The sequence below is a fragment of the Rhodococcus sp. O3 genome, assembly GCF_048897285.1.
Classification (GTDB): Bacteria; Actinomycetota; Actinomycetes; order Mycobacteriales; family Mycobacteriaceae; genus Rhodococcus.
This window is the reverse complement of the sequence record NZ_JBMBTE010000056.1, coordinates 1-20,414: the sequence shown is the minus strand read 5'-3', so window position 1 is coordinate 20,414 and position 20,414 is coordinate 1. Positions and strand designations below refer to the sequence as shown.

Below are 20,414 nucleotides of genomic sequence, written 5' to 3'. Positions count from 1 at the left end.
ACCCGCTCCTAGACCAGCTCGCCCGACAGGTACGAGTGGTAGGCGGGCAGGTCGAGCTGTCCGTGCCCGGACAGTCCGATCACGATGACCTCGGGTTCGGTCAGGCCCTTCGCGTACTCGGCAGCCGCGGCGATCGCATGCGCCGACTCGGGTGCCGGCACGATGCCCTCGGTGCGCGCGAACTGCACGGCCGCGGCGAACGCCTCGGTCTGCGGGACGGCCTTGCCCTCGACGTACCCGAGCTCGACGGTGTGGCTGAGCAGCGGCGCCATGCCGTGGTAGCGCAGGCCGCCGGCGTGGATCGGATCGGGGATGAAGTCCTGACCGAGGGTGTGCATCTTCAGCAGCGGCGTCAGGCCTGCGATGTCGCCGTGGTCGTAGCGGTACTCGCCCTGCGTGATGGACGGGCAGGCGGCCGGTTCGACGGCCACGATCCGCGTCGACGCACGCTCGTGCAGCACCTCGCGGATGAAGGGGAACGCCAGGCCGGCGAGATTCGAGCCACCGCCCGCGCAACCGAACACGACGTCGGCGTTCTCCTCACCGGCCGCGCGGAGCTGCGCGACGGCCTCGAGTCCGATCACCGTCTGGTGCAGCACGACGTGGTTGAGCACGCTGCCGAGGGTGTAGCGGGCGGCCGGGTCCTTCACCGCGACCTCGACGGCCTCGGACACGGCGATGCCGAGGGATCCGGGGGTGTCCGGGTGGTCGGCCAGGACCTGACGCCCGGCGTCGGTGAGCTCGGACGGGCTCGGGTGCACGGTGCCGCCGTACGTCTCGATGAGGAACCGGCGGTACGGCTTGGAGTCGTACGACGCGCGCACCTGCCAGACCTCGAGTCCGATGCCGAACTTCGCGCACGCGAAGGACAGGGCCGAACCCCACTGGCCGGCGCCGGTCTCGGTGGTGAGCCGGGTGACGCCGTCGATCGAGTTGTAGTACGCCTGCGCGACCGCGGAGTTGACCTTGTGGCTGCCGACCGGGCTCACGCCCTCGTACTTGACGTAGATGTGGGCCGGGGTGCCGAGAGCCTTCTCGAACGCGTGCGCCCTGATCAGCGGGGTGGTGCGGTAGTTGCGGTACACCTCGCGGACCGGTTCGGGGATTTCGATGTCCGTCTCGGTGGACAGTTCCTGCTCGATCAGGCCCTTCGCGAACAGCGGGGCGAGGTCGTCCGCGGTGATCGGTTCTTTGGTGCCGGGGTGCAGGTGCGGCGGCGGAGCGACGGGCAGATCACCGACGATGTTGTACCAGTGGGTGGGGATGTTGACGGGCTCCGACACCGGGTCGTCCTTTCGATGTGCTGACGAGAACTCGTTCTCGATGTGCTGACGAGAACTTGTTCAGTGTGCCAACGCACATCTGCAGGCCCGGCAGCGGTGTGGCCCCTGTTCAAAATATGTAGACCGGTCTATTATCGAGTGGTGACCACCAAAGGCGCGCGGACCAGGACGCGCATGATCGACGCGACGCTCGAACTCATCCAGACCCGCGGCTACCACGGCACCGGGCTCGCGCACATCACCGCCGGCGCCGCGGCACCGCGCGGATCGCTCTACTTCCATTTCCCCGGCGGCAAGGACGAACTCGTCGCCGCCGCCCTGGACCGGGTCGGCGCCGAGTTCACCGGCCTGCTCGAGTCCCTGATCGCCGGCGGCGCGGACGCCGGGACCGTCGTCGCCGCCGTGTTCGACGATCTCGCCGCGCGGCTCGACAGCTCCGGCTTCGCGACCGGATGCGCGATCGCGTCCGTCGCTGTCGACGCCGCTGCGGAGAATCCTGCGCTGCAGGAGAGCTGCGCCCGGGTGTACGAGTCGTGGCGGGTCGTCCTCGAACAGCTCCTGGCCCGCGACGGCGTACCGAATCCGGCAGGGCTCGCCGGGGCGATCGTCAGCCTCGTCGAAGGCGCGACCGTCGTGGCGCGGGCACGGCGCGACACCCAACCGCTGGACGAGGCGCGGGCCGTCGTCCTCGAACTGATCGGAGCCACGCGATGACCGGGTCCACAGTGGTGTTCGGTGCGACCGGATTCATCGGCCGTGGCCTGCTGCGCGAGCTGCTCACCGCCCCGGCGGACGACGGCCGGGTCGTCGCGGTGGTGCGCTCGGCGGAATCCGGGATCCGGCTGCGGGAGCGGCTCGCGGGCGAGGGCCTCCCGCTCGACCGGCTCTCGATCCACCTCTTCGATCCCGGCGCCGCGGCGATCACCCTCGAACCGGCAGTGCCGGACGTGCGCGACGTCCACAATCTCGCTGCCGCGTTCGCCTTCGGCATGACACCGGAGGCGGCACGCGCGGTGAACGTGGTTCTGGCCGAAAAGATCACCCGTTTCGCCGCCACGGTGCACGCGCGCAGGCTGGTCCACGTCAGCGGATATCGCGTCGGGGCCCACCCCGCGAGGCCGGTGCCCTGGCCGCCGCGTCACCGCCGCCGCGTCTACGGACGGCTCGGGGCCTACGAAGCGTCGAAGATCGAAGCCGACGCGGTGGTGCGCGCTCTCGCGGCCGAGCTGGATGTCCCGCTCACCGTCGTCAACCCCGGCACCGTGATCGGCGACTCCCGGACGGGGGAGGCCGACCAGTACCTGGGGTTGGCGGATCTCGTGCTGCAACTGTCCCGCGGGCAGTTGCGGGCGGTACCCGGATCCCGGGGCACCGTGCTGCCGGTCGTCACCGTCGACCATCTCGCGCGATTCCTGGCGCTGGTACCGCGGGACCCAGGTGCGGCGGGGGAGGCCTACTGGGTGCTCGACGACGAGACGCCGCCGCTGCCCGAGCTCGTCGCTCTGCTGGCGGACGAGCTGGGGGTGCCGGCGCCGCGCCGTCGCGTTCCCGTCGCCGCGCTGAGGGTTCTGCCGGAGCGGCTGACCGGGGCGCAGAAGGAGACGCTGAGTTTCCTCAGCGCCGACACCTATCCGACGGCCTCGGCCACCGCGTTCGCGCGCAGGCACGGCTTCGGTCATCCGCCGGTGCGGCCAGCACTGCGACGCTGGGCGAAGCACCTCGCCGCGCACGCTCCGGACGCGCCGACCCGGCAGCCCCGCGGGCCCCGGAACATCGATGATGCGGGGTCATCGGCGCTCATCCGATAAACTGCAGGTCAAATGAGTGATATTGTGCAAGACCCCGACGCCGAAAACGCCACCCCCACGTTCGCCGATCTCGACATCGATGCCCGTGTGCTGCAAGCGCTTTCGGACGTGGGCTACGAGTCCCCGTCGCCGATCCAGGCGGCGACCATCCCACCACTGCTGGAGGGACGGGACGTCGTCGGTCTCGCTCAGACCGGCACCGGGAAGACCGCCGCGTTCGCGGTGCCGATCCTCTCCCGCATCGACACCTCGAAGAAGCGGCCGCAGGCGCTGATCCTGGCGCCCACCCGTGAGCTTGCGCTGCAGGTCGCAGAGGCTTTCGGCAAGTATTCGGCGCACATCCCCGGGCTGCACGTGCTGCCCATCTACGGTGGCCAGGCGTACGGCGTGCAGCTGTCCGGCCTGCGGCGCGGCGCCCAGGTCATCGTCGGCACCCCCGGACGTGTGATCGATCACCTTTCCAAGGGCACCCTCGACATCTCGGAGCTCGAATTCCTCGTCCTCGACGAGGCCGACGAGATGCTCACGATGGGCTTCCAGGAGGACGTCGAGCGCATCCTCGCCGACACCCCCGACACCAAGCAGGTCGCCCTGTTCTCCGCGACCATGCCCGGCGCGATCCGCCGGCTGTCGAAGCAGTACCTCAACGACCCCGAAGAGATCACGGTCAAGTCGAAGACCACGACCTCCTCCAACATCTCCCAGCGCTGGGTGCTGGTGTCGCACCAGCGCAAGCTCGACGCACTGACCCGCATCCTCGAGGTCGAGTCGTTCGAGGCGATGATCATCTTCGTCCGCACCAAGCAGGCCACCGAGGACCTCGCCGAGCGGCTGCGTGCCCGCGGCTTCTCCGCCGCCGCGATCAACGGCGACATCGTGCAGGCCCAGCGTGAGCGCACGATCGGCCAGCTCAAGAGCGGTGCCCTCGACATCCTCGTCGCGACCGACGTCGCCGCGCGCGGCCTCGACGTCGACCGCATCAGCCACGTCGTGAACTACGACATCCCGCACGACACCGAGTCGTACGTGCACCGGATCGGCCGCACCGGCCGCGCGGGCCGCAGCGGCGATGCGCTGCTGTTCGTCGCTCCCCGTGAGCGGCACCTGCTCAAGGCCATCGAGCGGGCCACGCGGCAGCCGCTCGCCGAGATCCAGCTGCCGACCGTCGAGGACGTCAACGCGCAGCGGGTCTCCAAGTTCAACGACGGCATCACCGAGGCGCTCGCGTCGGACCATCTGCAGTTGTTCCGCACGTTCATCGAGGACTACGAGCGCGAGCACGACGTTCCGCTCGCCGACATCGCGGCCGCTCTCGCCGTGCTCTCGCGCGACGGCGAGTCCTTCCTCATGGAGTCCGAGCCCGAGCCGATCGCCCCGCAGCGTCGCGAGCGCGAACCGCGTCCGCCGCGCCGGTTCGACGACGACGGAGCCTCCCGCGTCGGACGTGACGGCCAGGAACTGATCACCTACCGGATCGCCGTCGGCAAGCGGCACCGGGTGCAGCCGGGCGCGATCGTCGGTGCCATCGCCAACGAGGGCGGCCTGCGCCGCAGCGACTTCGGGCACATCAGCATCCGGGCCGATCACAGCCTCGTCGAGCTGCCCAAGGACCTGTCGGCGCAGACCCTCGAGGCGCTGCGTGCGACCCGGATCTCCGGGGTGCTCATCCAGTTGCAGCCCGACTCGGGCGCCCCGTCGGGACGTCCGGGCTCGTACCGGTCCCGTGACGACCGCGGTGACCGCCGCGGCGGCGAGCGCCGCGAGTACGGCGGCAAGAAGGACTGGGGCGACCGCGGCGGTCGCAAGGACTACGGCGACAAGCCCCGCGGCTACAAGGACCGCGGCGACTTCAAGGACCGTGACTTCAAGGACCGCGACAAGGATCGCGGCGGCTTCTCGCACCGCAGCGACCGTGGCGGCCACGGCCACGGCAGCCGCGGCGGCGGATTCCGCGGTCGCGACTGACCGGTCCGGTCGAATCGTGACGGTCCGGTCCGGTCACGTTGTGACGGACCGGTCCGGTCACATCCTTCCGTAGCGCGCCAGGACGAAGCAGTAGGCACCGTAGACGACGATGCCCAGTCCGGCCGCCCAGAGCAGGACCTGTCCGAACGGGGCGGTGCCCAGCGTCTTCAGGGCACCGTCCAGCCCGGTCGCCTTGGCCGGGTCGGACGTGAAGGTCGCGATGATCACCAGGATTCCGGCGCCTGCGATCGCCAGTCCCTTCGCGGTGTAACCGACGACGCCGAGGACCGTGGCCACGCCGGGCACCGGACGGTGCAGGTCGTCGAGGAAGTTCCTGCTCACGCCCTTGTACACGTGGTATCCGCCGATTCCCACGGCGACGAGCCCGGCGACGACGAGCACCGTCTTGCCGGCCCCGGACTGCATCAGCCGTGCGCTCAGCCCGACGCTCTGCTCGCTGCTGGACTTTCCGCTTCCCAGCGCGAACTGCAGCGCGGTGAACGCGAGCGCCGCATAGGCGAGCGCGACTCCCGCGGATTTGAACCGGTCCAGTGTGGACGGATCCTCGGGCTCGCACCGTTTGCCCATCAACGCTTCGGTCAGCCGCCACAGGGCGAGGGCCGCGAGCGTCACCGCGGTCACCCATAGGACGGCGGTGCCTCCGGGCGCCGCGGCCATCGTGGCCAGCGCACCGGACTGGTCGGCGGAACCGGACTCGCCCATGGCGACCCGCACGACGATGTACCCGATCAGCGCGTGGACGACGCCGCTGGCTGCCTGACCCACCCGGGCCACCCGTTCGAGAGGTGTGTTCTGCGCGGCGTCGGCCGCCCCGATCTCCATGTCCTACCAGGCCTGACCGGCGAGGACGTCGGCGGTCGCACCGTCGATCGACTCACGGATGATGTCGGCGTGGCCGGCGTGCCGCGCCCACTCCTCGATCTGGTGCAGCAGCAGGAACCGCACCGTGAACGGCACACCCTGGCCCAGGTAGCGCGCCACGTCGTCGGGGATGTCGACGACGCGATCCAGGTTCGGTTCGTCGCGGACCAGTTGTGCGAGGCGTGCCGCGGCCGCATCGAGCTTCGCGATCTGATCCGTGACGGTCTCGTCGTCGCCGACGAGCCAGCCCGATGTCCATGCCTCGACCGGGTCGTCGGGGCGGCTGTTGGTTCCGGCGAGGCGGTCGGCGGCGGCCACCTCGCCGTCGACGACGTGCGCGAGCAGCGACGCCAGGCTCATCGACGACGCGCTCGGCACCGAGCGTGCCTGTTCGTCGGTGAGCCCGGATACCGCGTTGCGGAACGCGTCGTGCTGGTTGCCGAGGATCTTGAGCAGCAGATCGGATTCGGTGGGGATGCTCATGCTTCGAGTATCGGGGCGAACGCGGACGAATACTTTCCGGAATCGGCAAACTGGGTGCGATACAGCTGCTCGTAGCGGCCACCGGCCGCGAGCAGCTCGGTGTGCGTACCACGTTCGACGATGCGCCCGCCCTCGACGACCAGGATCTGGTCGGCGGCCCGGATCGTCGACAGCCGATGCGCGATGACCACCGAGGTCCGGCCGGCCAGTGCTTCGGTCAACGCCTCCTGCACCGCGGCCTCCGAGGTGGAATCCAGGTGCGCGGTGGCCTCGTCGAGGATCACGACGCGCGGGTGTGCGAGCAACAGCCGCGCGATCGTCAGCCGCTGGCGTTCACCACCGGAGAGCCGGTACCCGCGTTCGCCGACGACGGTGTCCAGTCCGTCCGGCAACGAGGCGATCAGATCGTGCAGCCGGGCCCGGCGCAGCGCGTCCCATAGTTCGTCCTCGGTGGCCGTCGGCCGGGCCAGCAGCAGGTTCGCCCGCACCGACTCGTGGAACAGGTGCCCGTCCTGGGTGACGAGGCCGACCGTGGCACGGATCGACGAGGCCTTCAGCTCCCGCACGTCGATGCCGTTCAGCAGCACCTGTCCGGAATCCACGTCGTACAGTCGCGGAATCAGCTGTGCCACCGTGGATTTTCCTGCACCGGACGAGCCGACCAGCGCCACCATCTGTCCCGGTTCGACGCGGAAATCGATGTCGTGCAGCACGGTTTCTCCGCCGCGGGTGTCCAGGACCGCGACCTCCTCGAGCGACGCCAGTGACACTTTGTCGGCGGAGGGGTAGGCGAAGCTCACGTTGCGCAGTTCCACCGACACCGGTCCCGGCGGCACGTCGCGCGCGCCGGGGGCCTCGACGATCAGCGGTTTCAGGTCGAGCACCTCGAAGACCCGCTCGAAGCTGACCATCGCGCTCATGACATCCATCCGGGCGCTGGCCAGGGCCGTGAGCGGCGAATACAGGCGGGTCAGCAGCATCGCCATCGACACCACCGAGCCGGCGTCGAGCTGCCCGCGCAGAGCGTAGAAGCCGCCGAGGCCGTAGACGAGCGCGAGCGCCAGCGCCGAGACGAGGGTCAGCGCGGTGACGAAGACGGACTGCAGCATCGCCGTGCGGACTCCGATGTCGCGCACGCGCCGGGCCCGGACCGCGAACTCGGCGGATTCGTGGTCCGGCCGGCCGAACAGCTTGACCAGCGTGGCGCCCGGGGCGGAGAACCGCTCGGTCATCTGGGTGCTCATCACCGAATTGTGGTTCGCGGCTTCACGACTCAACCGGGCGAGACGAGTTCCCATGTGCCGCGCGGGAATCACGAAGATCGGCAACAGTAGCAGTGCGAGAAGTGTGATCTGCCAGGAGATCCCGATCATCACGACGAGGGTGATGACGAGTGTGACGATGTTGCCGACGACGCCGGAGAGGGTGTCGCTGAAGGCACGCTGCGCGCCGATGACGTCGTTGTTCAGCCGGCTGACCAGCGCACCGGTGCGGGTGCGGGTGAAGAACGCGATGGGCATGCGCTGGACGTGGTCGAACACGGTGGTGCGCAGATCCAGGATCAGGTCCTCGCCGATGCTCGCCGACAACCAGCGGTTCGCGATCGCCAGTCCGGCCTCGACGATCGCGATGCCGGCGATGAGCACCGCCAACCCGAGGACCACGGACAACGCGGCATGATCGACGATGGCGTTGACCACCCGGCCGGCCAGCACCGGTGTCGCCACCCCGAGCGCCGCGATCACGACGCTGAGCACCAGGTAGAACAAGATGTTGCGGCGATGCGGACGGGCGAACGCGCCGATCCGGCGCAGGCTTTCACGTGAGAACGGCCGACGGTCGTTGTGCGCGTGCATCGCGTTGTACATCGCGTTCCACGCGGTGATTTCCATGCTCATCTCGCGGAGCCTCCCTCTCTCGTAGCCCCGACCGTAGAACCTCGAGCAGGCTCGAGGTCAAGGGTAGTCGGCGACACTCCTGGCCCACAGTGTGTCGCTCGGGCGCATCGCCGTAGTGGTAATCTCGCCCGGCCGGAGGGGGAGCCGGAAGGACGCGAATACGCCGTTCGATCAGTGGGGGGATCTTGGAATCGTGACCAGTGCTGTGCCGAACGGACCTGCCGGATTCGTCGACGACTACGTGGAAGCAATGCTGGGTGTGCCGTCGGACGGCTCGTCGGCGGACACGGTGAATCCCGGACCGCCGAGCGGCATCGAGCTCTTACGGGTGAATCCGGAAGAACTCGCGAGATTGTCCGGATTGTTCGATTCGACATCGGATTCGATCGAAGAGCTTGCGGAGCGTCTCGGAAGCGGAGACTCGGTGGTGCGCTTTCCTGGATGTCTTATCGCACAGGTGAGTACGGCTGTGGCTGGGGCGCTGAATGCAGCTGCCGTCGCCACCGCAGACCGGATCGCGTACATGTCGAGTGTCGCGAGGGGATCGGCGGGGGATTACCACGTCGCCGACGGTACGTTCGCAGCGCAGCTCGCTGCCGTGGGGGAGCTTCGGTGACCCCGACCCGGTCTCAGATAGAGATGTGGAAATCGTCGGATCTGTCCCTGACGGTTTCGAACCTGGACGGGGCTCGCCGATCGATCGTCGATCCGGTGGAAACCATGCGCAGCGACGTTCCGCTGGATTCGGAGGCACTGACGACATTTCATACCGTGAACGGAGACATAGTTCTCGCTCCTGGCCCAGAGGGCGTCGGTGTTGCCGCGCAGATCGGGAACTATCCGTCTTTGGAGATATTTCAGGATTCGGCATCCGGCAGTACGCAACAGATCTACGTCGACCCGGCTGACAGCGGCTCGAAATGGGGCCCGCTGGGCAACCTACCGTTCGATCACACTGTGGGTGACTACTCGTCGGCCACAGAACGTTTCGATGATGTGCAGTCCATGGCGCTCCGAGAAGTGAACTTCACGTGGGCGCACGGAGGAGGGTCGTGAGGCAGATGATTGTGACTGGACCGCTCTTGAAGCCCCGCGTGGCCACCGACGGGCTGTTCTGGGGCATGGCGACGGTAATGGTGCCCATCACGCTCGCGTCCGCGATCGGGATTGCCGTATTCGTCTTCGAGGCGTTCCGGATGGAAGACACGGGTGAGCCCGAGCTACTCGCGGCGTTGGGTGTTCTCGCGGTAGTCCTGATACCGCCCGCATCAGCGGTGTGGGTGCGGACCGCGTCCCGGATCCGGGCCGGGATCGCGTTGGGGGTTGCGGTGGGATCGCTGGTTGCGGTCTACGGCGGTGTGATTCTGGTGGTGCGGTAGCGGTGGCAGACGAGCCCCGGATTGCGATCGGACGAGTGTTCGGCCCGGCAAGTCTGATCGGTGTTGTTGCCGGGATTTTGATCCAAGCGACCGTACCGTTCTGGGTTCCACGCGAATTCGGATGGACCGCGCTGGCCTTCCCCCTCGTCTTCGGTCTTGGCTCTTGCTTCTTCCCCGGCCGCGTGCGCAATCTCGGCAGCGGGTTGGTCGTGTCGTCGGCGGCACTACCGCTGTCGATTCTTGCGATGTGGACCGCCGGGGCGATCCTGCACGCGATGCGGTATTGACCGAGGTCGACGCGGCCTGCCCTACGGGCGCGCCACGTCGATCACGAGGCGGGTCGGGCCGGTCAGGGAGTACACCGAGAACGGCGTGTCGGGATCCTTGATCCCGATGAACGACTGGGTGACGCCCTCGAACACACCTGCGCCGTTGACCTCGACGACCGAGCCGCCGGGCGCCGCGAGCACCGGTTGAGGGCCGGCGTACTGCTCGACGCCGCTGTCGAACGGGTAGGCGGAACCGTCGATGAGAACCTGCAGGATCGCGCCGCCCGCGACCGCCACCTCGTTTCCGCTGCCGTCCTGCACGGCACGGTCGACGTAAGCGACGCGCCAGCCCGGTGCGCCGCTGCCGCCGAGTTCGTAGACCACGCGATCGAAGCCGTCGTGGGTGCCGGTGCGGATGTCGGTGACCGTCAGCTTCGAGCCGGGCGCTGCCGGTGCCGACTTGGCGGCCGCGTCGACGGGGAGATTCTTCGCCGCCGCGGGCGCGGTGGTGGTCGGGATCGTGCCGGCCGACGCCGGCGGCGCGGGGCTCTGCGAATCGGCGCACCCGGCCAGGCTCAGGGCCGCGACAGCGGCAACGGCGACGACGGCGACGCGGCGGTGGTTCATGAGATCGATGTTACGGCTGTGATCCGTAGGAACCGGGGATTGGCGAGGTCGCGGCCCGTGCGTCGTAACGTTCGCGATTGGCGAGCACCTCGTCCATATTCGCTTCCGCCCACGCCTTCACCTGCTTCATCAGCGCGTGGAGCGACAGGCCGAGCTCGGTCGGTTCGTACGTGACGGTCACCGGCACGGTGGGTGTGACGGTGCGCGTGACCAGCCCGTCACGCTCGAGGTTGCGCAACGTCTGCGTGAGCATCTTCTGGCTGACGCCCGCGAGGTGCCGGGACAGTTCCGAATACCGTAGCGAACGGGGTGCGCCGGTCTCGTCCCCGAGGGCCGCGAGCACCAGGGCGACCCACTTGTCGGAGATTCGATCGAGCAATCGGCGGCTGGGGCACGCAGCCAGGTACGCGTCGTATTCGAGCTTGGCCTGTGCCCGCTTCTCGGCCGCGGTCGTCGTCGCCATCGTCGGCTCCTCACCGTAACTGAAGTAAGTTACGCACTCTCGAGTGCCTACTTACCAATAGAGAGTAGCTCTACGAAAGTGGTGTGTGCCAGACGAAAGCGAACTCTCCGACGAGGAGGTAGCCATGAGCGCCACCGAACTCCGCACCATCACCACGTACCGTGCCGCTGTCGTCCGCACGCCCGGCGCGCCCGACGCCGTCGAGATCGTCGAGGTCCCGCTCCCCGAACCCGGCCCCGGCGAGGCCCGCGTCCGGGTTGCCGCGGCCTCCGTCAACCCCGTCGACCTCACGACCGCGTCCGGATGGTTCCACGAACGGGGACTGATCGATCAACCCGAACACACCGGCACGGGCTGGGATTTCGCCGGAACCGTCGCGGTCGCCGGCCCCGGTGTCGACCTGGCCGTCGGCACCCGGGTCGCCGGATTGGTCACCGGTTTCGACCGGGCCGTCGGGACACACGCCGAGTACGTGCTCGTGCCCGCGGCGGACCTCGCCGTGGTGCCCGACGATCTGGGCCTCGTCGAGGCATCGACGGTGCCGCTCAACGGCCTCGCCGCCGCGCAGATCGTCGACCTGCTGGGGGACGCACCGGTCGACGGGAGGCTGCTGGTGACCGGCGCGGCCGGCGCGGTCGGCGGATACGTCACGGCGCTCGCCCAGGATCGCGGCTGGCGCGTGACCGGCCTGGCCAGAGCATCGGACGAGGAGTACGTGCGCGGCCTCGGTGCCGAATTCACGACGGCCGCAGAACCCGGCTGGGACGCGGTGGCCGACTGCGCGGGCCTGCAGGACGAAGGTCTCGCCCTGATTCGGAACGGCGGGCGCTACGTCGGTGTGCGGCCGGGCGGGGAGCCCACCGCCGAACGCGGAATCTCCGTCGCCGCGGTGTCCGTGCAGGCCGACGGTGCTCGTCTCGCCGAGCTGCTCGCCCGGACGGCGACCCGCGAACTGCCCGCCCGTGTGCACGCCGTCGTACCGCTCGACCGGGCCGCCGATGCCTACCGGGCGGCGGGCGGGAGCGGGGTGCGCGGCCGCTGGGTGCTGACGCCCTGACGGTAACGGCGGGGGTTGACGGCACGCCGCGAACGGGCGGACAATTCAACAGACGATGATTTCATCGATCGATGAATTGAGAATCCCATGGATACCTCGACTCCCGCCGTCGACATCCGTAATCTGAACGTCCGCCGCGGCCCCCACCGGGCACTCGAGGACGTGACCGTCACGATTCCCCGCGGCTCGGTCACCGGACTTCTCGGCCCCTCCGGATGCGGCAAGACAACCCTGATGCGGTGCATCGTCGGCACCCAGATCATCGAGTCCGGCACGGTCACCGTGCTCGACCGGCCCGCGGGGGAGGCGAACCTGCGCCGGCGCGTCGGATACGTGACCCAGGAACCCAGCGTCTACCCCGATCTGACCGTCGCCAAGAACGTCGCCTATTTCGCCGCCCTCTACGGGAGGTCCGGCGCAGTGGTCGACGAGACGATCGCGGCCGTCGGGCTGAGCAGCCATTCCAAGCAGCTCGCCGGGAATCTGTCCGGCGGACAGCTCGGCAGAGTGTCGCTGGCGTGCGCGTTGGTCGGGGACCCGGAACTGCTCGTGCTCGACGAACCGACCGTCGGGCTCGATCCGGTGCTGCGTGTGGAGCTGTGGGACCACTTCCACATGCTCGCCGATCGCGGTGTGACCCTGCTGATTTCGAGTCACGTGATGGATGAGGCAGACCGCTGCGCACAGCTGCTGCTGCTGCGCGAGGGGCGGTTGCTCGGCAAGCTCACTCCCGGTGACCTCCGGGAGCAGACCGGCGAATCGCGGCTCGAGGACGCCTTTCTGCGGCTGATCAGGACTCGGGAAGGAGCGCAGTCGTGAATGTCACCATCTACGCCGCGACGACGACGCGGATCCTGCGGCAGTTGCGGGCCGACCATCGCACCGTGGCGATGCTCGTGCTGGTTCCGAGCCTGCTGATGACGCTGCTGTACTTCATCTACCGGAACGTGCCCGCCCCGCCGGTGGGTCCGACCCTGTTCGACCGGATCGCGATCACGATGCTCGGGATCCTGCCGTTCGTGGTGATGTTCCTCGTCACGTCCATCGCGATGCAACGCGAGCGTTCGTCGGGCACCCTCGAGCGGCTGCTGACCACGCCGCTCGCCAAGTTCGACCTGCTCGCCGGGTACGGCAGCGCGTTCTCACTCGCGGCCGCCGTGCAGGCCGGGCTCGCGTGCCTGATCACGTTCGGGTTTCTCGGCCTGACCGCGGCGGGCAGCGTCGCGTGGGTCATCTTCATTGCGGTGCTCGACGCCGTGCTCGGTGTCTCCCTGGGGTTGCTGTGCAGTGCGTTCGCCCGCACCGAATTCCAGGCGGTGCAGTTCATGCCGGTGCTCGTCATTCCCCAGTTGCTGCTGTGCGGGCTGCTGGTGCCGCGGGATCAATTGCCCATTGTGCTGCAGTGGATCAGCAACGTGCTGCCGTTGAGCTACGCCGTCGAGGCCCTACAGCAGGTCGCCGCTCATTCCGGGGTGACCGCGGTGATGGCGCGCGATCTGATCGTGGTCGCAGGATTCGTCGTTGTCGGATTGTGGCTGGCCGCGGCCACCCTGCGCCGCCGGACGCCGTGACCGCAACGCGGCCGGGCCGGCGCCCCGGCAACTCCGGCAGCCGGGACCGCATCCTCGAATCGGCACGAGAGCTGTTCGCGGACAACGGGTTCGGAAAGACGACCATCCGGGCGATCGCGGCCCGCGCCGAAGTGGATGCCGCGCTGGTGCACCACTATTTCGGCAACAAACACGCGCTGTTCGTCGCGGCGATCGCGCTGCCCGTCGATCCCGACGACGTGCTCGCACCCGTGCGCGCGGGGCCCGTCGACGAGATCGGCCCGCGGTTGGCGACTGCGCTGCTCGGCGTGTGGGACTCCCCGCACCGTGACGCGATCATCGCCGTCTTCCGCACCGTGATCGGTGGGGGCGGCGACGTGGGTCTGCTGCGAACCTTCCTGCTGGACATCGTCTTCGACGAAATTGTGCCCCGGGTGGACCACCCGGCGGGCACCGGGCCGCTGCGCGTCGAACTGGTCGCCTCGCAGATGGCCGGGCTCATGGTGATGCGGTACATCCTGCGGATCGAACCGCTGGCGTCGCTGCCCGCCGGCCGTGTCGTCGAGATCGTCGGACCGACCCTGCAGCGCTATCTCACCGGCGACGTGGGCTGCTAGCCCCATTAGCCCAACGCTTCACGCAGATAGGCGATGTCGTCGGCCATCCCGTCCTCGGGTGTTTCGAGGACGATCGGGGCGCCGGCCGCGGTGGCGACCTCGACGAGCAGCGCGGGATCGATCTGCCCGTCCGCGAGGTTCGCGTGCCGGTCGCGGGCCGAATCGAACTCGTCGCGCGAATTGTTCAGGTGCACAAGGTCGATGCGTCCGGTGACCGCGCGCACCCGCTCGACGACGTCGACGAGATCCTCACCGGCCGCCCAAGCGTGGCAGGTGTCGAGGCAGAATCCGGCGCCGTAGTCGCCGATGGCGTCCCACAACCGGCCGATCGCGTCGACGTAGCGGGCCATCGCGAAGTCCCCGCCCGCGGTGTTCTCCACGAGGATCGGCACCCCGAAGCCGCCCTTGTCTTCCTGGCGTTCGAACAGTTTCCGCCAGTTCTCCACCCCGGCCGCGACGTTCTCGCCCTCGCGGACGTGCCCGCCGTGCACGACGAGGCCGAACGCGCCGATCGCGGCGGCGGCCGCGGCATGCTCGGCGACCGCCTTGCGCGACGGCATCCGCAGCCGGTTGTTCAAGCTCGCGACATTGATGACGTACGGCGAGTGCACGACCACGTCGATGTCGGATGCCAGGATCTGCTCGGCGCGCGGATGCGGTCCGGGCGTGTCCCATTTCTGCGGGTCGGTGAGGAAGACCTGCACCAGGTCCGCGCCGAGACGTTCACCCTGGCCGGTCGGATCGTCGTCCCGACGGACGTGTGCGCCTATCCGCATGGGCTCCAGCGTAACGCCGGAGCCTGCCTACGCTTCGGGTTCTCCGACCGGGATGGTCGCACCGAGTTCGTTGTCGTGGCCGCACGCGCACCCGTCGCCGCAGCCGCCGCCACCGCACCCACCGGCGTACGAGTCGTCGTCGGCGTCGCAGTCGAGGACGCCGCGGAACCGGGCCGCGAAGTCGTCGTCGACCTCGTGGGTGAGCTCGTGGATCTCGCCGATCAGGTTCACCAGGTGCTGCGGAGCGAACGGGTCGGCGTCGAGGATCGTCGACACCAGCAGGTGACCCTGCTGGAAGCTGAAGCGCAGGCGCGGCCACTCCTCGGACAGCTCGGCGACCAGCGCGGCCGTGTTGCCCCCGCCGTCGACGTCGCTCAGCAGCGACGACCACACGTGCAGCTCCGGGGAGTCCTCGGCCACCGTGACGTACACGCCGAACCCGTGGACCGGGATCGCGATGTCGCCGTCCTCGTCGGTCTCGGGCGCGCTGCCGAGCAGTTCCGCCAGGGCACGGATGCTCAGGTCGATCAGCTGCTGCCGTTCCTCGGTCGCCACGGCGAGGTCGCCGTCGAGGCGGATCGGGCCGTCGTGCGTGTCGTGCTCGGTCATCGTTTCCTCCCGGTGGGCGCCGACGCGGGTGGTACGGCCTCGACGCACGAGCCTAGGCGATCGCCGCGGACGTGAGCAGTGCAGGTCCGGCCCGGTTACCGATCACCGGGACGGCGCGCCCCGTCGGCCCGGCGAATCTGTTTGCATACCCGACGGCACGCAACAACACCTCTGCGCGAAAGCACGGAAAGGTCGTCCATGGGCACACTCGAGGGCAAGGTCGCGTTCATCACCGGGGCCGGGCAGGGCGTCGGGCAGGGGGTGGCGTTCGCGCTGGCCCGCGAGGGTGCCTCGATCGCCGTGACCGGCCGCACCGAATCCAAGCTCGTCGACACCGTCGAGCAGATCCGGGCGTTCGGGGGCACCGCCGAGCCGATCGTGTGCGACATCGCGGACACCACCGCGATCACCGCCGCGATCGAACGGACCGTCGAGCTGTTCGGCGGCGTCGACGTCCTCGTCAACAACGCGAGCCTCAACCCACTCGGCCCTCTGCTCGAGCTCACCCCCGGACTGATGGCGAAGGCCTACGCGTCCGGCCCGATCGCCGCGCTGCACGCCATGCAGACCGTGTACCCGATCATGAAGGAACGCGGCGGCGGCAACATCGTCAACATGGTCACCTCCGCCGCGGTGCGGTGGGACACCAGCGGCTACGGCGGATACGCGTCCGTCAAGGAGGCCCTGCGGTCGCTGACCCGCACCGCCGCCTCCGAGTGGGGGCCGGACAACATCCGGGTCAACGCGATCGCCCCGCACGCCCTGTCGCCCGGACTGAAGTGGTGGACGGAGAACCGACCGGAGGAAGCCGCCGCGTTCGTCGCGAGCATTCCGCTGCGCCGCATCGGCGACTGCGAGGCCGACATCGGACGCGCGGTCGCGTGGATCGTGAGCGACGATGCCCGCTATCTCACCGGCGCGACCGTCCCGCTCGACGGCGGTCAGGCCCGCTGGGGCTGACCACCCGGGCACCCCCGGGGACCAGGATCAGGGTGGTCCCCGATGGTGCCCGACCCGGGCACCCGGGAAGATGGAGCCCATGTCACTTCACAGCGCCGCAGCCGCTCGCGCCATCAACCTGAAGAAAATCTACGGAACCGGGGAGACCGCTGTCCACGCGCTCGCCGGTGTGACCGCCGATTTCGCGGCGGGGGAATTCACCGCCATCATGGGCCCGTCCGGCTCGGGCAAGTCGACGCTCATGCACTGCCTCGCCGGTCTCGACGCCGCCACCTCGGGGTCGGTGCTCATCGGCGACACCGACCTGACGTCGCTGTCCGACAAGCAGATGACCCAGCTGCGACGCGACCGCATCGGGTTCGTGTTCCAGGCGTTCAACCTGGTGCCGACCCTGACCGCACTCGAGAACATCACGCTGCCGCTCGACATCGCCGGCCGCAAGGTCGACCGCGACTGGCTCGACACCGTCGTGTCCCGGCTCGGGCTCGGCGAGCGCCTGGATCACCGCCCGGGCGAGCTGTCCGGCGGCCAGCAGCAGCGCGTGGCCTGCGCCCGCGCCCTCGCCGGCCGGCCCGACATCATCTTCGGTGACGAACCGACCGGCAACCTGGACTCGCGGTCGTCGGGTGAGGTCCTGTCCATCCTGCGGGCGTCCGTCGACGAGTTCGGCCAGACGGTCGTCATCGTCACCCACGACCCCACCGCGGCGAGCTACGCGGACCGCGTGGTGTTCCTCGCCGACGGCAGCATCGTCGACGAACTGCGCGATCCGACCGCCGACGCCGTGCTCGACCGCATGAAGCGCTTCGACACCACCACCACGGTGTCCGCGCCGGAATTCGCGGCGGAATAGAGGACACGTCACACATGTCGAATCCCATCACCAAAGTTGCCTTGCGCAACATCGCCGCACACAAGGTGCGGCTGCTGCTGACGGTGCTGTCCGTGGTGCTCGGCACCGCGTTCGTCACCGGGTCGTTCGTGTTCACCGACACCCTGCAGCGCACGTTCGACAGCATCTTCGCCGACGTCGCCAAGGGCGTGGACGTGCGTGTCGGCACCGAACAGTCGGGCGCCAGCGGTGTCCCGGTCCAGGACATCGACGTGATCGCGGCCGTGCCGGGCGTCGAGGCCGTGGTGCCCGCCTACAGCGGCGGCGTCATCGTCCTCGACTCGGAGGGTGCCGCGATCCAGACCGGTGGAGCCCCCGCGGAGGGTTCCGCCTACCTGCCGCCGGACCGCGAGCTCGGCGACCCCGAGACGTTCGTCGCCGGCGGCCCGCCGGTCGCCGCCGGGCAGATCGCCCTGAATTCGAGCGCCGCCACCCGCGGCAATCTCGCGGTCGGGGACGCGACGAAGGTGCTCACCTCCTCCCGCGGCATCGTGCCCGTCACCGTGAGCGGCATCTACGACATCGAGACCGACACCGGCGGCTACGTCGGCGCGCTGTTCACCGAGCAGCAGGCCCGCGACCTGTTCACCGACGGCCGGCACGTGCAGTACGTGGACGTCGCCTCCGACGGCAGCGTGTCGCCGGAACAGTTGCGCGACGAGGTCGCCGCGGCCCTGCCCGATCTGAAGGTGCAGACCGGCGCCGAGGTCACCGAGGAGGTCAAGTCCGACGTCGAGCAGGCACTGAGCTTCCTCAACTACTTCCTGCTCGCGTTCGGGGCGATCGCCCTGCTGGTCGGCACGTTCATCATCTACAACACCTTCTCGATGATCGTCGCGCAGCGGCTGCGCGAACTGGCGCTGCTGCGCGCGATCGGTGCCAGCCGCCAGCAGGTCGGACGCTCGGTGACCCTCGAGGCCCTCGTGGTCGGTGTGGTCGGCAGCGCCCTCGGCATCGCCGCCGGCGTCGCCCTGGCCTACGGGCTGCGCGCCGCGCTCAACGCCGCGGACATCGGGCTGCCGTCCGGGCCGCTGCAGCTGGCGCCGCGCACGGTGATCATCGCGCTGCTGGTCGGTGTCGTCGTCACCGTCGTCAGCGCGTACGCCCCGGCCCGCCGGGCCACGAAGGTTCCGCCGGTCGCCGCGATGCGCGAGGAATCGACGGCCACCGTCGAGTCACTGCGGCTGCGCACGATCGTCGGTGCGGTCGCGGCCGTCGCCGGTGTCGTCGGCGTCGTGATCGGTGCGCAGGGGACCGGCGGCGGCGCCGCCGCGACCGTCGGGGTCGGCGCCCTCGGGCTGATCCTCGCGGTTCTTCTCGCCGCCCCGGCGCTGTCGAAGCCGATCGTCGGCGCGCTCGGCGCCGTGTTCGCCCGCCCGTTCGGCGCGATCGGCCGCCTGGCACGCACCAACGCCGCGCGGAACCCGCGGCGCACCGCGGCGACGGCGTTCGCGCTGACCCTCGGCCTGATGCTGGTGTCGGTCATCGCCGTGTTCGGTGCGTCCGCCAAATCCAGCGTGAACACCCTCGTCGACACCGGCGTCAAGTCCGAGTTCATGCTCATGGGCCCGCAGATGATGGGCGTGCCGGCGGGCGCGGAGACCGCGGCCGCGGGTGTCCCCGGGGTCACCGAAGCCGTCGGCGTGTACGGGGTGCAGGCGAAGGTCGGCGACGACAACGAGTTCGGCGCGGCCATGTCCGGACCGGTCGACGACGTCCTGTCCCTGGACATCACCGCCGGCACCGAACAGCTCGCGGCCGACGAGATGCTGGTCTCGGTGGACACCGCGGACAAGCACGGCCTGCAGGTGGGCTCGACGGTGCCGATGACCAACCGGGACGGCGACACCGTCGAGACGACGGTTGTCGGCATCTTCGAGGACAACCAGGTCGTCGGGCCGTGGGTGCTCTCGCCGGACATGCTCGACCGGTTCGTCCCGGCCGCCTCGCGTGCCCCGATGGTGGTGCTGCTCAACACCGCGGACGGCAGCGATCCGGAGGCGGTCCGCACCGGGCTCGAGGACGCGACCAAGCAGTTCGTCGTGGTGCAGGTCCTCGACCGCGAACAGTTCAAGGGTCAGCAGGCAGCGCAGATCGATACGCTGCTCGCCGTCCTCTACGGGCTGCTGGCCCTCGCCGTGGTCATCGCGATCCTCGGCATCGTCAACACCCTGGCGCTGTCGGTGGTGGAACGGCGACGGGAGATCGGGATGCTGCGCGCGGTCGGCATGCAGCGTGCCCAGGTGCGCCGCACCATCTACCTCGAGTCGTTGCTCATCGCCGTCTTCGGCGCCGTGATCGGTCTGGTGCTCGGCCTGGTGTTCGGGTGGGGCTTCGTCCGCACCCTGGCCGATCAGGGCCTCGGCGAGATCACCGTTCCGTGGATCCAGGTGCTGGCCATGCTGATCGGATCCGGTGTCGTCGGTGTCCTGGCCGCCCTGTGGCCGGGTGCCCGCGCGGCGAAGACGCCCCCGCTCGAGGCGATCGCCGACGTGTAACCGCCCGAAGAAGGACGGTTTTCCACAACCGCACGATTCATCCACAGGCAACCGGCCCGCGACGCTCGTCGCGGGCCGGTTGTCGTTGCCCTCCTCTACAGTCCGGTTCGGGGGGTGAGAGCGGATGGACATCCGGCAACTGCAGCAATGGAATCCGGACGCGCTCGAGAAGTTCGGCGGCACACTCGGGGCGTTCGCCGGGCGGATCGAGAACGTCGGTGTCGACGTCGGCGCGGCCGGCAGCTTCGGCGAGGCGTGGATCGGAACAACCTCCGACACCGCCGCCGGGAACATCGCGCGGACCGGCAAACGCATTGCCGACCACGCGGATTCGTATCGGAGGGTGGGACGGTGCGCCTCGGACTGCGCGCCGAGACTCCGGCTGCTGCGCGGCCGGC

At 69.3% G+C, this 20,414-nt stretch carries 22 protein-coding genes and 1 pseudogene; 15 read left to right on the top strand and 8 right to left on the bottom strand.

The window, feature by feature from the left end:
- Positions 1 to 8: 8 nt before the first annotated feature.
- The gene (locus tag ACN675_RS16660; protein ID WP_420751892.1) at positions 9 to 1,283 is read right to left on the bottom strand and encodes a TrpB-like pyridoxal phosphate-dependent enzyme; all 1,275 of its coding nucleotides are present in this window, start codon (positions 1,281 to 1,283) and stop codon (positions 9 to 11) included.
- Between the two features lie 141 nt (positions 1,284 to 1,424).
- Here ACN675_RS16660 and ACN675_RS16655 point away from each other — a divergent pair, with 141 nt between their 5' ends.
- The 3 genes from ACN675_RS16655 to ACN675_RS16645 are packed head-to-tail and all read left to right on the top strand — an operon-like array spanning position 1,425 to position 5,056.
- Positions 1,425 to 1,997 carry a TetR/AcrR family transcriptional regulator gene (locus ACN675_RS16655; RefSeq protein ID WP_420751891.1) on the top strand — a complete coding sequence of 191 codons (573 nt, stop codon included), beginning with the start codon at positions 1,425 to 1,427 and terminating at the stop codon, positions 1,995 to 1,997.
- A complete protein-coding gene (locus ACN675_RS16650) occupies positions 1,994 to 3,091 on the top strand; it encodes an SDR family oxidoreductase (protein ID WP_420751890.1) in 1,098 nt (365 codons plus the stop codon). The genes ACN675_RS16655 and ACN675_RS16650 overlap by 4 nt, the downstream gene beginning before the upstream one ends.
- A 12-nt stretch (positions 3,092 to 3,103) precedes the next feature.
- Entirely contained in the window at positions 3,104 to 5,056 is a 1,953-nt protein-coding gene (locus tag ACN675_RS16645; protein ID WP_420751889.1) for a DEAD/DEAH box helicase, read from the top strand.
- Positions 5,057 to 5,113: 57 nt separating this feature from the next.
- Here ACN675_RS16645 and ACN675_RS16640 read toward each other — a convergent pair whose 3' ends face one another.
- Genes ACN675_RS16640 through ACN675_RS16630 form a run of 3 tightly spaced genes read right to left on the bottom strand, consistent with a single transcriptional unit; the run spans position 5,114 to position 8,319 of the window.
- Complete coding sequence (locus tag ACN675_RS16640) at positions 5,114 to 5,899, bottom strand: DUF1206 domain-containing protein (RefSeq protein ID WP_420751888.1); 786 nt, start codon at positions 5,897 to 5,899, stop codon at positions 5,114 to 5,116.
- A gap of 3 nt (positions 5,900 to 5,902) precedes the next feature.
- On the bottom strand, positions 5,903 to 6,421 hold the full coding sequence (locus ACN675_RS16635; RefSeq protein WP_420751887.1) for a DUF664 domain-containing protein: 519 nt from the start codon (positions 6,419 to 6,421) through the stop codon (positions 5,903 to 5,905).
- The gene (locus tag ACN675_RS16630; protein ID WP_420751886.1) at positions 6,418 to 8,319 is read right to left on the bottom strand and encodes an ABC transporter ATP-binding protein; all 1,902 of its coding nucleotides are present in this window, start codon (positions 8,317 to 8,319) and stop codon (positions 6,418 to 6,420) included. Before ACN675_RS16630 ends, ACN675_RS16635 begins: the two co-directional genes overlap by 4 nt.
- A 91-nt stretch (positions 8,320 to 8,410) precedes the next feature.
- On the opposite strand from ACN675_RS16630, the gene ACN675_RS16625 reads away from it, so the two are divergent.
- From ACN675_RS16625 to ACN675_RS16610, 4 genes are read left to right on the top strand one after another with little or no spacing between them, the layout of a single operon-like run.
- On the top strand, positions 8,411 to 8,935 hold the full coding sequence (locus ACN675_RS16625) for a hypothetical protein (RefSeq protein ID WP_420751885.1): 525 nt from the start codon (positions 8,411 to 8,413) through the stop codon (positions 8,933 to 8,935).
- Entirely contained in the window at positions 8,932 to 9,375 is a 444-nt protein-coding gene (locus ACN675_RS16620; RefSeq protein ID WP_420751884.1) for a hypothetical protein, read from the top strand. Before ACN675_RS16625 ends, ACN675_RS16620 begins: the two co-directional genes overlap by 4 nt.
- Positions 9,376 to 9,386: 11 nt before the next feature.
- Complete coding sequence (locus ACN675_RS16615) at positions 9,387 to 9,698, top strand: hypothetical protein (RefSeq protein WP_420751883.1); 312 nt, start codon at positions 9,387 to 9,389, stop codon at positions 9,696 to 9,698.
- 2 nt (positions 9,699 to 9,700) lie between these two features.
- Positions 9,701 to 9,985, top strand: coding sequence for a hypothetical protein (locus tag ACN675_RS16610; protein WP_420751882.1), 285 nt, complete (start codon positions 9,701 to 9,703; stop codon positions 9,983 to 9,985).
- 21 nt (positions 9,986 to 10,006) lie between these two features.
- On the opposite strand, the gene ACN675_RS16605 is transcribed toward ACN675_RS16610, so the two are convergent.
- Both ACN675_RS16605 and ACN675_RS16600 read right to left on the bottom strand, forming a co-directional pair.
- The gene (locus ACN675_RS16605) at positions 10,007 to 10,594 is read right to left on the bottom strand and encodes an AMIN-like domain-containing (lipo)protein (RefSeq protein ID WP_420751881.1); all 588 of its coding nucleotides are present in this window, start codon (positions 10,592 to 10,594) and stop codon (positions 10,007 to 10,009) included.
- Positions 10,595 to 10,604: 10 nt separating this feature from the next.
- Positions 10,605 to 11,057, bottom strand: coding sequence for a winged helix-turn-helix transcriptional regulator (locus tag ACN675_RS16600; protein WP_420751880.1), 453 nt, complete (start codon positions 11,055 to 11,057; stop codon positions 10,605 to 10,607).
- 124 nt (positions 11,058 to 11,181) lie between these two features.
- Here ACN675_RS16600 and ACN675_RS16595 point away from each other — a divergent pair, with 124 nt between their 5' ends.
- From ACN675_RS16595 to ACN675_RS16580, 4 genes are all read left to right on the top strand, one after another.
- Positions 11,182 to 12,114, top strand: coding sequence for an NADP-dependent oxidoreductase (locus tag ACN675_RS16595; protein ID WP_420751879.1), 933 nt, complete (start codon positions 11,182 to 11,184; stop codon positions 12,112 to 12,114).
- Between the two features lie 87 nt (positions 12,115 to 12,201).
- A complete protein-coding gene (locus ACN675_RS16590) occupies positions 12,202 to 12,933 on the top strand; it encodes an ABC transporter ATP-binding protein (RefSeq protein ID WP_420751878.1) in 732 nt (243 codons plus the stop codon).
- Positions 12,930 to 13,685, top strand: a complete 756-nt coding sequence (locus ACN675_RS16585; protein ID WP_420751877.1) for an ABC transporter permease — start codon at positions 12,930 to 12,932, stop codon at positions 13,683 to 13,685. The genes ACN675_RS16590 and ACN675_RS16585 overlap by 4 nt, the downstream gene beginning before the upstream one ends.
- The gene (locus ACN675_RS16580) at positions 13,682 to 14,281 is read left to right on the top strand and encodes a TetR family transcriptional regulator (protein ID WP_420751876.1); all 600 of its coding nucleotides are present in this window, start codon (positions 13,682 to 13,684) and stop codon (positions 14,279 to 14,281) included. The genes ACN675_RS16585 and ACN675_RS16580 overlap by 4 nt, the downstream gene beginning before the upstream one ends.
- A gap of 5 nt (positions 14,282 to 14,286) precedes the next feature.
- On the opposite strand, the gene ACN675_RS16575 is transcribed toward ACN675_RS16580, so the two are convergent.
- Together ACN675_RS16575 and ACN675_RS16570 are read right to left on the bottom strand one after the other, a co-directional pair.
- Positions 14,287 to 15,057, bottom strand: coding sequence for a deoxyribonuclease IV (locus ACN675_RS16575; protein WP_420751875.1), 771 nt, complete (start codon positions 15,055 to 15,057; stop codon positions 14,287 to 14,289).
- 27 nt (positions 15,058 to 15,084) lie between these two features.
- Positions 15,085 to 15,666, bottom strand: a complete 582-nt coding sequence (locus ACN675_RS16570; RefSeq protein ID WP_420751874.1) for a T3SS (YopN, CesT) and YbjN peptide-binding chaperone 1 — start codon at positions 15,664 to 15,666, stop codon at positions 15,085 to 15,087.
- 198 nt (positions 15,667 to 15,864) lie between these two features.
- Between ACN675_RS16570 and ACN675_RS16565 the strand changes: the two genes are divergently transcribed.
- The 4 genes and pseudogenes from ACN675_RS16565 to ACN675_RS16550 form a co-directional block, all read left to right on the top strand.
- Entirely contained in the window at positions 15,865 to 16,626 is a 762-nt protein-coding gene (locus ACN675_RS16565; protein WP_420751873.1) for an SDR family NAD(P)-dependent oxidoreductase, read from the top strand.
- Positions 16,627 to 16,705: 79 nt separating this feature from the next.
- A complete protein-coding gene (locus tag ACN675_RS16560; protein WP_420751872.1) occupies positions 16,706 to 17,479 on the top strand; it encodes an ABC transporter ATP-binding protein in 774 nt (257 codons plus the stop codon).
- A gap of 14 nt (positions 17,480 to 17,493) precedes the next feature.
- On the top strand, positions 17,494 to 20,016 hold the full coding sequence (locus ACN675_RS16555) for an ABC transporter permease (protein ID WP_420751871.1): 2,523 nt from the start codon (positions 17,494 to 17,496) through the stop codon (positions 20,014 to 20,016).
- A 124-nt stretch (positions 20,017 to 20,140) separates the two neighbouring features.
- A pseudogene (locus ACN675_RS16550) lies at positions 20,141 to 20,414 on the top strand (hypothetical protein); the annotation flags it as partial.